General features: G+C 64.4%; 4 protein-coding genes. All 4 read right to left on the bottom strand.

Annotation, left to right across the window (positions count from 1 at the left end):
- On the bottom strand, positions 1 to 5,253 hold a 5,253-nt coding region (locus tag VHE12_06995), incomplete at its 3' end, for a hypothetical protein (GenBank protein HVZ80539.1).
- A gap of 85 nt (positions 5,254 to 5,338) precedes the next feature.
- On the bottom strand, positions 5,339 to 5,956 hold the full coding sequence (locus tag VHE12_06990; GenBank protein HVZ80538.1) for a fibronectin type III domain-containing protein: 618 nt from the start codon (positions 5,954 to 5,956) through the stop codon (positions 5,339 to 5,341).
- Between the two features lie 163 nt (positions 5,957 to 6,119).
- Positions 6,120 to 10,052, bottom strand: a complete 3,933-nt coding sequence (locus VHE12_06985) for a FlgD immunoglobulin-like domain containing protein (GenBank protein HVZ80537.1) — start codon at positions 10,050 to 10,052, stop codon at positions 6,120 to 6,122.
- 211 nt (positions 10,053 to 10,263) lie between these two features.
- Positions 10,264 to 10,939: T9SS type A sorting domain-containing protein (locus VHE12_06980; protein HVZ80536.1), on the bottom strand; the 676-nt coding region annotated here is incomplete at its 5' end.

The raw sequence follows: 10,939 nt of genomic DNA, 5'->3' as shown, positions 1-10,939 counted from the left end.
CGTATTCGTGGCGGTATCCGTAGCGCTGTTCGTGGCCGTATCCGTGGGCGTCCGTGTGGCAGTGGCGGTGGCGGTATTCGTCTCAGTGTCCGTCGCGGTGGAAGAAGCGGTCGAAGTGGCCGTATGGGTGGCGCTGTTCGTCGCGGTGGAAGAAGCCGTGGAGGTCGCCGTGAAAGTAGCTGTGTGCGTGGCCGTCGAGGTGGCGGTCGGCGTAGGCGAAGCCGTAGCGGTGAGGGACGGTGTCGCCGTCATCGAATTCGTCGCCGTGGCCGTTCCCGTATTGGTCGGGGTATCCGTGGCCGTGGGGGTGGGGAGCACGATGGAGAAGATGACGGCCGCGCTGGGGGGGCCCGTGTTCCCCGCCGAATCCACCAGGATATTGGTCTGAACCACATAGTTGTCGGGAAGCAAAATCGGGAGGGACGTGTAGCTCCAGCTGTTGGTGCCGGTCACGGTGTCATAGACCATCCCCGGGGTCCAGGAAGAGCCGTCCCAATAGTAGCTATCGCTTTGGCGCTGCAGGTAAAGCTGCGGCGAAGCGGGAATGGGCGCGCAGGCCGCGACGTTCCCCTGGATGGAGCCGACCGTCAAGTAACTGTTACCGTTCACGGGCTGGGTGACGCTTTGGGCCGGGGGCGTGTTGCACAGGGTGAAGGTCACCGGGTTGAAGAGGTTCTGGAGGTTGTTGTAGCTGTCCTGGGCCCGGGAGACCGCCACGTAGGTGCCGCCGTTGACGAAGGACACGAAGGACGCGTCGAAGGTCCAGGCTGTGGGCGGACCCGTGGTGGACAGCCAGGCCGGGACCGACTGCCAGGCGACCCCGTTCCAGTAGAAGCCATCCACGGCCCTTTGGATCTCAAGTTGCGTCTGCACCACCGACCCGCAGACGGCCGAGGCGGTCCCGCTGATGGAACCCACGTTGTTCACGAAGGGTTGGCCCGGGGAGGTGACGAAGGATCCCGGCTGGGTCACGCAGGTGGCGGTGGGCGTCGCGGTGGGGGTCTGGGTCGGCGTCCCGGTGGCCGTGAAGGTCGGCGTCGGCGTGAAGAGGGTCAGGCATGTGTAGTCAGCGCTCAGTTCGGGGCCGTTGTTGAAATTGAGATAGCCCGAGGCGACGGCAGGCATGACCCCGGTGAAGGAGCCGGCGGGACCCGTGGTCGAACAATTGGAGACCGACATCGAATTACTCGAGGCTAAGGCCAGCCATTTGGCACCGGAGACGGACACGGGCGAGGACAACACGATGGTGGTGGGCCCCAGGACCGAATCGACGAAGCTCTGGGAGGCCATCAGGGTGGAAGGCGCCGTTCCCGAGCCGTTGTCATCGTAGATCCCGACCTGGGCGGTAAAACCACTGCCCGCCCCCACGACCCGCAGGTCGTTCACGGTCCCCGAACCGGGGAATTGGACAAAGATCACCGCAGTGTCGTTGAGAACGCTCTCCAAACCACCGGTGCTGTTGTAACCCGGGTTCCCGAACCCGACGAAACCGTTGATGCCCGCACAGGACGTGTTAGTGGGGGTTTGCGTGGGTGATTGGGTGGGACTGGAGGTGGGGGTCGCGGTCGGGGTGTCGGTGATCGAACAACAACTCGGGAACACCACGTCGTCGTTGGCCGTATTGAACCCCATGTAGACGTTGCCCACGTTGTAGGTGGAAGCACCCGTCCAAACGAAATGTAGGTAATATTCCGTCTTCAGAAGAAGCCCCGAGGAACCGGGGAAAGAAGGTTCCCCGACGGTGAAGGAGGTCGTGAATTGGGTCCCCCCGTTGAGTTGGGTGAAAATATTGTTGGGGCTGATGGCTGTGAAAAGGAGGGTGCTGACCGAACCGACCGGGTTATAGGAATAGACCGCCACTTCCGGGAAGACCGCCAGGGTGTCGCCGTTCAGGCTGCCCAGGTTCCCCTGGAAGCGATTGGTGAAGGACCAGGTCCCCGCCGGAATATCGCAGGGGAGGGCGGTGGGGCTCTCCCAGCCGTATCCCTTGGGGGTTCCCGTGGGGGGCGATGAAACGCCGCCGATATTGAGACCGGGCTCGAAGTAAAAATCCAACGGAGCGCCTGGCAAGGCGGAAGGGTAGGAGAAATAGGTCTGGTTGGGCGGATTGCCGTCCCCTAGGAACCCCCGGGAGGACCCGCCCGCGGCCCCGGAAAGGTCGTAGTAAATGAGATTTGCGTTTTGCGGGTTGACCGTCCCGGTCCCCAAATAATTGGTCACGGGGCAGGAAGAACCCGGCGTAGGCGAGGGGGTTGGGGTCGGGGTATCCGTGGCCTGGGCCGTCAGGGGGGAATACCAGGTGTCGTTGTAGAAACCGAGTTGGTCCTCGCCCGCCTCCAGCCACATGCGCCCTTGGAAGGGCAGGACCGAGTGTCCATAGCGGGCGTTGAAATTGGCCGCGGCGGTGGCCTGGGTCCAGGTCGCCCCGTCGGTGGAATACCAGACGTCGTTCTTGGGGGTCGAGGTCCCCGTGAATCCCCCGATCACCCACATTTTCCCGTCATAGACCGTGCTGGCCTGCCAGGGGCGCGGGGCGAAAGCGGCGGAAGCGGTGGCCTGGGTCCAAGTGGCGCCATCGGCGGAATACCAGACATCGTTGGAGTTCGTCCCCGTTACCCCGGTCGGGGAACCGGCGATGACCCACAGGAGGTTGTTGTAGACCACACTACTGTGGCCGCTCTTGGTCCCGAAGGCCGCCCCGCTGGTGACCTGGTTCCAGGTGATCCCGTCGGAAGAGGCCCAGACGTCCTTCAGGGCGCTGGTGTTCGTGTCGCTCCCCCCGATGACGAACATCTTGCCGGCATAGGCGAGCATGGTGTGTCCGCTGCGTCCGGCGAAGGCGGAGGCCACCGCCTGGGTCCAGGTGGAGCCGTTGTTCGAATACCAGACATCCCCGTAGCGGTTGGTCCCGTCGTATCCTCCCGAGATCCACATCCGCCCGTTGAAGACGCAGCCCGCCAGGCCGCTTCGCTGGGCGAAGGGGGCGGCGACGGTGGCCTGGGCCCAGTTGGTCCCATCGATGGAGTGCCACACGTCGTTGTAACGGGCCCCCGCCGTTCCCCGGCCGCCAACGAGCCACATTTCCGGCCCGCTGCCCGCGTCATAGACCATGGCCGCGTGGAAATTCCTGGCCGGGAAGGTGCCGTTGGAAGTGCCTAGGATCCATCCGACCCCCGGCGTGTTCTGGCCCGTGGGCGTCGGCGTGGCGGTGGGGGTGGATGTGGCGATCGAAGAAAGGGTGCAGTAAAAGACGGTCCCGGGATTCCCCGCAACGCCCGCAACACCCGATCCGGTGGACGCACCGCCCAGGACCTGGGTGCTGCCGGTGAAGGAATAAGAAGATACGGAACAGAGGTTGATCCTTCCGCCGGCGCCGCCGCCGCCGTTCCCGCCCGAAGCTCCACCCGCGCCACCGCCGTTCCCGCCTTTGGCGCTGAGGAACCCCGTCCCCCCGATCGAGTCGGCGTGGACATAGAGGCCCCCGCCCGCGCCGCCGCCGCCACCGCCGGCGGACGTGCCCGTTCCCGTCGTACCCGTGAGCCCGTCCAGGCTGATGGTCCCGTTCAAGACCGCCTTGTGGCCCGAGGTGAGGGCCTCGATATAAAGATAGCCGCCCCCGTTCCCGCCCGTGCCGCCCGTCGTCCCACCCGCGCCACCGCCGCCCCCCGCGCCCGAAAGGGTCGGCCCGGCCGAATCATCCACGGCCGGACCGCCCAACCCGAACCCCGAAGAACCGCCGTTGCCGCCGGTACCTCCATGGCCCGCTCCGCCGCCGCTGCCGCCGAAAGCGGAGGCGCCGCTTCCCGCCCCCAACCCCGTGCCCGATCCTCCCGCGGAAGGTCCACCGATGCCCCCCGTTCCCCCGCCCCCCGACCCGCTGATGCTGCCCGAACCGGCCACGGTGAAATCCCCGTTGGTCACGGTCACCGAAAGCGAACATCCGATCCCCGGATAGGAAATGGTCCCGTTCACCAGGAAATCCCCATCGCAGACGATGGTGACCGCGCCGCTGATGTTCAGGATCCCGCCGGATTCGATGGTCACGCCGCAATAATTGTAGGTTCCCGGCCCGAGGACATAGTTGCTGTTCAGGTCCATGCCGCAGCCGGAGTTGAAGGCAAGAACACGGCTGTTGAGGTTGTCCGCCACCCATAACTTCGGCTCACTGCCGTTCCGGACCCACAATCCGATGGGGTTGGAAAGACTGCTGGAGCTCAAGCCCCCGTTATTGGCCGCGGTCGCCGCCATGGAAGGTTGGCCCAAGACCAGGCTGGCCGGCGCGTTGTTGGTGACCGGCACGTTGTTGTAGATCAGGGTCCGGTTGTTCCCCGTGTCGGCGATGAAAAGCTGTCCTGAGGGATCGACCCAGGTCCTTCTCGGCGACCGCAGGGTATTGGCGGCGGGTGAGCCCCCTTGGTTGGGCAGGCCGACCCCCATGCTGGACTGGCCCACTACGGCGGAAGCGCTCATGCCGCTCAGAAGGGGGAAGTTATAGATCAGGACCCGGCTATTGCCCGTATCAGCCACGAAAAGGTGGCTGGCGTCGGCATAAACACCCCGAGGATTCGCGAGGTTCGCCGGCCCCGAGCCGGACACGGCGGCACCGAAACCGCTCTGGCCCAGCACCACATTGGCCGCCTGTCCATTGGTGACGTTGCGGGGATAGACCAACACCCGATGGCTGTTGGTATCGGCTACATAGATGCTGGCGGCATCGGCGAAGACGGCCCCGGGTGCATTCAAGCCCGTGGATGTCGTGGCCGGGGCCGAGGCGGACATCCCGTTCTGCCCAAGCACGATGACGGCCGATTGCGCGAATACGGAAGGCAAGGGGTTATAAAGGAGCACACGGTTGTTGCCGCTGTCGGCCACGAACAGGGTGGCCCCATCGGAAAAAACATCGCCAGGCGAGAACAGGGTCTGGGAAGAGGGCACCCCCCCTTGGTTCGCCGCATTGTTCCCGAAAGCGGTCTGTCCCAGGCAGAACAAGGCCGAGTTCCCGCTCGTGGTCGGGAAAGGGTTGAAGACCAGGACACGGCTGTTCCCGTTGTCCGAGACATAGAGATGACCCGGATCCCCTGAAACAGCGTTGGGAAAGAGCATGGCGGCGGCGCCCGCGCCGGTGGCCGTGCCCGTGAAGCTGCTTTGGCCCTCCACCAGGGAGGCCGGCTCACCGGTGAAATAGGACCAGAGCCCGCCCGCGAAGGCGAAAAGGGACAACGCGATCAGGGCGGGCCGTATCTTTCGGGTCATGACCTTTTTATCGATCCTATCCGGTTCTTTTCGGGAACCCCCTGACCGCCCAAGGGACGGCCAAGGGGCCTTTCCGCTCCACTTTTCAGTGGATATTCACCGTCAGTACCACCGAATTGTCCGCCAGGGGAGAAGTGGCCGTGATCTGTACCGTTCCCTTCTTTGCGCAGATGAAGAGGTCCCGGGCCACCCCCAGCATGCCCGAATAGGTCTTGGCTTTCTTCAGTACCCCATGGCCCGCCCCCGACGTGATCTTCCATTCGACCGGGACACCTGACAGGCGTTGGGCGGGATTGCTGATCTTCACGGTTTGGACCTTGAGCAGGATCCACTCGAAAGGATGGGCATTCCAGACCGGCCCGTCGCCCAGGAGACCCTTGGGGACGAGATGGACGGTCGGGGCGGGACCCGGGAGATTTCCGGTGGTGGTGAAGCTGTCCATCGAGCTCTCCAGCCCGTCGGCTTCGCACATCAGATAATAGTTCGTGCCCGGGGTCAAACCGGTCACGGTCGCGGTGAAATCATTGATGCCTGGTAACTGGTTCGCTTGATCCGCCGGGACCACGATGGCGTCCGGCGTGTTGAAATCCGCCGGATCGGTGGCCACATAGACATTCGCGTCCACATTGGCCTGCGGGGTGGCATTCCAACCCACTGAGATCCTGTCATCGCCCGGATTTTTACTGGTGATCGTCACGGCCATAGCGCTCCTCCTTGAATGAATGGTCCTGATACCGCCACCCGGATTCTAACAACCATCGGGGATACGGCCATAAAATTTGCATATTACGGACCTGTTAAGGCGCCAACCGGACGCGAAAAGAGGCAACTTTTGGGCAAATGCAATGAAGGGCGGAGTAAAAACGTCACTTCAGCACGATCACCTTCTTCACCGTGTTGCCCGAGGCCTGCCGGACCAGGACGAAATAGACACCGTTGCCCACGACGGCCCCGGGCTCGTTGGTCCCATCCCAATAGAATCGGTAATTCCCCGCCGCCAGGTCCTGGTCCGCCAGCTTGAGGACCTGCTGGCCGGCGATATTGAAGACCAGGACCTTGCAGTTCCCCGCCTGGTCCACCCTTACGTCCATCCCCAAGGACCCCTTCGTGGGGTCGAAGAAGTTCGCGTCCAGGTAGAGCGCCGCATCCGGCGTCGGGGTCGAGGTGACCGACCCGGTCGGCGTGAAGGTATCGGTGATGGTCGGAGTGTTGGTGATGGTGGGCGTCAGGGTGGGGGTGCGGGTAGCTGTCGGCGTAGGCGAAGCCGTAGCGGTGGGGGACGGCGTCGCCGTCATCGAATCCGTCGGGGTGCGGGTGGCGGTGTAGGTCAGGGTGACCGTGGCCGTCGAGGTGGCGGTCCGGGTAGCCGTCGGCGTAGGCGAAGCCGAAGCGGTGAGGGACGGCGTCGCCGTCATCGAATCCGTCGGGGTGCGGGTGGCGGTGTAGGTCAGGGTGACTGTGGGCGTCGAGGTAGCGGTCCGGGTAGCCGTTGGCGTAGGCGAAGCCGAAGCGGTGAGGGACGGCGTGGCCGTCATCGAATCCGTCGCCGTGTTCGTGGCTGTTCGGGTCGCCGTATCGGTGGTGGTCGCCGTGGCCGTCCTAGTGGCGGTGGCCGTAGCGCTGTTCGTCGCCGTCGCCGTGGAAGTGGGCGTCCGGGAAGGGGTGGCGGTCGGACTGTTCGTGGGGGTATTGGAAGGCGTGTAAGTGGCTGTGTCCGTCGGGGTCGAGGTGGCGGTGTTCGTGCCCGTACGGCTGGGCGTGGCAGTGGGCGTACTGGTGAAGATCGGCGTATGGGTGTAAGTGCTCGAAGCGGTGAAGGTGGCGGTATTCGTCGCCGTGAAAGTGGCCGTCGGGGTGGGGGTATCCGTGGCACTGTTCGTGGCGCTATTCGTGGGCGTCCGGGTGGCGCTGGAAGTGGCTGTGGCCGTCGCGGTCAAGGTCGCCGTGGAAGTAGCTGTGTGCGTGGCCGTCGAAGTGGCGGTGGGCGTAGGCGAAGCCGTAGCGGTGAGGGACGGCGTAGCCGTCATCGAATCCGTCGCGGTCCAAGTCGCCGTCGGGGTGGCCGTAGCACTGTTCGTGGCCGTATTTGTGGCGCTATTCGTCGCGGTGGAAGAAGCCGTGGAGGTGGCCGTTCGGGTCGCGCTGGAAGTGGCCGTGTTCGTCGCGGTCCAAGTCGCTGTCGAGGTGGCCGTAGCGCTGTTCGTGGCCGTCGAAGTGGCGGTATCCGTAGCACTGTTCGTGGCCGTATTTGTGGGGCTATTCGTCGCGGTGGAAGAAGCTGTGAAGGTGGCGGTTGACGTCGGTGAAGCCGTGGCGGTGGCCGTGTTCGTTGCAGTCCAAGTGGCCGTGTTCGTACCCGTATCCGTCGCCGTCGAGGAGGCGGTGTTCGTGGCGGTGGCTGTAGCGCTGTTCGTGGCCGTTTTCGTCGCCGTATCCGTGGCGGTCGAAGTGCCCGTATTCGTAGGCGTGGAAGTGGCGGTCATCGTAGCCGTGCTCGTCGCGGTGAAAGAAGCCGTGGAGCTCGCGGTCGGCGTCGGCGAAGCCGTGGCGGTGAGGGACGGCGTGGCGGTCGGGGTACCGCTCGGGGTGGGGGTCGGAGCGGTACCGGAGCACAAAAGGGCCGTGATGGCCCAGCGGGTGTTCCCCGAAATGGATAGGCCGAAGGTGACCGGGAAGGCGCCATAGGCGAAGGGGGACCGGTAAGCCTCGTCCCCGGCGGACCCGGTCTGGAATTCCACGTTGTTCCCGGCCTGGGCCTGGAAGGCCAGCCAATAGGTCCCCGGCGGCATGAAGATGTTGGGCATCCCCACGGTCACCCATTCGCCGTTGGGCGCCACTGTGACCGATTGGGCCAGGAGCGATTGGGGGGCCCCTGCGTTGTCGCTATAGACCGCCATGCGCACCGAGTTGGACGACGATTCGGTCCGCAGGGCCATGGCGCTCAGGTATCCGCCCGTGGACAGGACGAATTTGGAGGAGTTGAGGGAATTCCCGTCCGCCGCCCATTCGGTGGCGGCGGTCCCCAGGCTGAAGGGATTGCCGAAGGCCTGGGGCGTGCAGGAAGGGGTGGCCGTGGGCGTGGGATTGGATCCGCCGGTCGGACAATAAAGGGCATAGATGGACCAGACCCAGGTACCCGAAGCGGTCATGGTGTAGGACGCCGGGAAGGAGCCGAAGGGGAACAGGGAGCGATAGGCCTCCTGCCCGGAGGGGCCCAGGTCGTGGGTGACCTGGACGCCGTTCTGGCCCTGCCAGGCCAGCCAATAGTTCCCCGCCGCCAGGGGCACGGAAGGCACGTCGATGAGGTTCCAGCCGTTGACCGCGGCCACCGCCACGGACTGGGTCAAGAGGGCGTTGGGCGCGGCCCCCGATTCGTCGTAAAGGGCAACCCGGACCTGGCCGCCGCCGGATTGGGCCACGTTCAAGGCGATGCGGGACACGACCCCGGGCTGGGACAGGACGAAACGCGTTGAATTCAGTCCCGTCCCCCCCGACTGGTACTTGAACAGCCCCGCGATGTCATGGCCGAAGGCCTGGGGCGCGGAGCAGGTGGCCGTCGGCGACGGGGTGGCGGTGGGCGTGTAGCTCAAGGTCACGGTCGGGGTCGGGGAGACCGTGGGAGTGTAGGTTTGGGTCGGGGTAAAGGTGTTGAAGACCGCCATGCGGAACCCCAGGTCATCGCCCTGGATCGGGGTCCAGGCCGGGGGCGGGTTGTTCAAGGCATATTGGGCGTAACCTGCGGTGCCCTGGTAGGTCAGGTCGTCGAAATTGGTCGCGGTCACCGGGAGGCCGTGGGAGGCGCCCTGGAGCACGTAATAGTGCGTCGTGGCGTTGGAGCCCGGCGAGGAAAAATTCAACTGGTAGGTATCGGACGCGTTCAGGGAAACGGGAACGGCCAGGCCGGCCTCCGCCCAGGAGTTATAGGTGTTCACCGAAGGCTCCAGGATGGTCACCGACCCCAGGGTGGTGGCCGCCGTGAGGTTGACCAAGGAACCATAGAGATTGTCGGCCGGGTTCGTCAGGCGAGAAACGAAGACCCCGATCTTGTTCACGAAGACGGGCCCCGCGGGCACCTTGAAGACCTGGGACGACCAGTCCGTGGAGTCGGCGTAGTAGGGATCCGTTAAGTCGTAAGGATCCCCCCAATCGGGGAAAGACGCGTCGTTGAATTGCAGGACGAAACAGGGGTCCTGGTTCATGGGGATCCAACTGCTGACCCCGTTGAAGGTGACGGTGTTCGAATTGGGATCGGCCAGTTGGCCAAACGGGTAGATGCCGCTACGCGGCTCCGATCCCGAAGTCAGGATGAGGTATTTACTGGAAGAAGCCCCGGTGACGGCGGCGCCGTCCACCACCAGGTGATAGACCGAGCCGCTGGTCAGGGTGATGGGGCCGATGGGCGTTTGGTACCAGACAAAGGTGGTGGAGCTTCCACTGGTCGGATAGGTGAAAAGCCCCCCTCCCAGGGTCACCCCGCTCGGGGATCCTGCCGAATCGGTCTGGATGCTGACGGTGTAGGTGCCCGTACTGCCGCTGTTGTTCTTGGTGGCGGCGTTGAACCAGACCGAGGTGACCGGATGGCTTCCGGACCCGGGCATGGTGAAACGGAAGGAAGCCTGGGGGACCAGGGCGGCGCTGATGTTGATGCTGAAGGACGCATCGATGGCGGTCTGGTTCCCGACATAGGTCTGGGCGCTCGCCATCACCGGGAGCCCCAGGAGAAGGGACGAGCCGATCCAGAGGGCCCTTAGGACCCCGAATGGCTTTTGACCCGGTTGAATAGGGTGATGCCTGACCATATGGAACGTGACCCCTTTGGACTCGAAGGTGCTCGTCCCTGGGGACGAGCAGCGTAATGGACAAAGGGCCTTGCGGTCAGGCAGGCCAACCCCATCCACCCCAGGAAGGGGCGTGGGAATAAGAAGAATACCAAATTTTAAGGTTAAAAATAGGAGGAACTGCCATAAAAATGGCCGGAATTAGGCCTTTTCCAAAGGCTTTTTAGGCGCCTTATTTGAGGACAATGACCTTCTTGACCGTGTTGCCGGAGGCCTGCCGCACCAGCACCAGGTAGACCCCGTTACCGATGAGGGCCTTCTCGGCATTGTGCCCGTCCCAATAGACGCGGTAGTTGCCGGGAGCCAGGTCCTGGTCCATGAGCTTGAGGACCTGCTGGCCGGCGATATTGAAGACCATCACCTTGCAGTTCCCCGCCTGGTCCACCCGTACGTCCATCCCCAGGGGCCCCTTCGTGGGGTCGAAGAAGTTCGCGTCCAGGTAGAGCGCCGCATCCGGCGTCGGGGTCGAGGTGACCGACCCGGTCGGCGTGAAGGTATCGGTGATGGTCGGCGTGTTCGTGATGGTGGGCGTCAGGGTGGGGGTGCGGGTAGCTGTCGGCGTAGGCGAAGCCGAAGCGGTGAGGGACGGCGTAGCCGTCATCGAATCCGTCGGGCTGTTCGTGGAGGTGTAGGTCAGGGTGACTGTGGCCGTCGAGGTGGCGGTCCGGGTAGCTGTCGGCGTGGGCGAGGCCGTAGCGGTGAGGGATGGCGTGGCCGTCATCGAATCCGTCGCCGTGTTCGTGGCCGTTCGGGTCGCCGTCCGGGTGGCGGTATTCGTGGCCGTGTTCGTCGCGGTCGAAGTGGCCGTCGGCGTAGGCGAAGCCGAAGCGGTGAAGGACGGCGTAGCC

This window comes from bacterium, from assembly GCA_035549195.1.
GTDB lineage: Bacteria > Oederibacteriota > Muellerivitia > Muellerivitales > Muellerivitaceae > DASZRK01.
Note: the sequence above shows the minus strand (reverse complement) of the source record. Positions and strands in the feature narration are given on the sequence as shown.

Coding starts and splice junctions, on each gene's coding strand:
- VHE12_06990 (HVZ80538.1), bottom strand. CDS start 5,956: ATGGCCGTGACGATCACCAGTAAAAATCCGGGCGATGACAGGATCTCA.
- VHE12_06985 (HVZ80537.1), bottom strand. CDS start 10,052: ATGGTCAGGCATCACCCTATTCAACCGGGTCAAAAGCCATTCGGGGTC.